This window comes from Oleiphilus sp. HI0086, from assembly GCF_001635225.1.
Map to the genome: position 1 here is coordinate 1 of NZ_LWFZ01001533.1, position 1,087 is coordinate 1,087.

Consider the following 1,087-nt stretch of genomic DNA (forward strand, 5'->3'; position numbering starts at 1 on the left):
GTGATAGATACCAGCAGTATAAAGGATTTCACGTTTAGGGATATAACGGTATAAACGACAGGCAAGTGGAAACTCTTTTTTTGCCTCAGGGTAGTCAAGATGAATCAGGTTCTTGATAAGCTGAATCGTATGCGCGTCAACTGTATAGCAATGAAACAAGTCATGCTGCATTTGGCCGATGATCTGTCCAAACTCAGGTAAGTAGCGGCCCAGTACATTGTACTTAAGCATGGCGTTTAAGGTTTTATGAAGGTCGTGCGGTGTGCGCAGTATCTCCATAAATAAGCTTGTGTTAGCCAGGTCGTTTCGGAAACTGTCATCAATAAGATATTGATGTTCACGGATTTGACGAATTGTCGTGGTTTTTATGCCAATGATCTGAGGGTTTTGTGCGAGTAGCAAAAAAATCTCTATCAACGCATAAGGTGAGCGGTCAAAAATATCTTCTGACTTAGCTTCAATATAGCCGTGATTAATTTGGAATCGTTTACCTAGTTCTTGGACACTGTCATCACTCTCGGGGTTTAGATAAAACTCATCAAAGTACTGAAGTATCACGTCAGTAAGTTCGGCTAAACCCAATACGATGCGATAGTAGCGTTGCATCATTTTCTCGACACCGAGCTTTTGCTCGTCATCTTCAAAGCCGAGTATTTCTGCAAGCTTGCGCTGGTGTTCAAATAGCAGTCGGTTTTCGTTGCGGTCGGCAATCATCTGCAGGCCATAACGAAGGGTAAGAAGAAAGGTCTCGCCGCTGACTAGCATGCGGAATTCTTCGTCTGTCAAAAAGTGGTAGCGTGAGCGTGTGCTGGGAGCTTCAGCACCAAAGTGGCGCTTAGATATCCAGGTAATGGTCTGAATATCTCGTAAGGTGCCAGGGGAAGATTTCAGATTTGGTTCGAGGTTGTATTCGGTGCCGCTATATTTCAGGTGGCGTGCACTTTGTTCTTCGCGTTTAGCTAGAAAGTAGGCTTTAGAGGTATAAACTGCGTCGGAATAGACCTTGTCTGAAATAATGCTCAGAAGTTCGGGGTCACCATCGATAGTGCGCGTTTCCAATAGGTTGGTCGCAATGGTGACATCGCTT

1 pseudogene is annotated in these 1,087 nt (G+C 44.4%); it reads right to left on the reverse strand.

Annotated elements, in window-relative coordinates:
- Positions 1-1,087: pseudogene (glnD, locus tag A3756_RS25705) on the reverse strand ([protein-PII] uridylyltransferase); the annotation flags it as partial.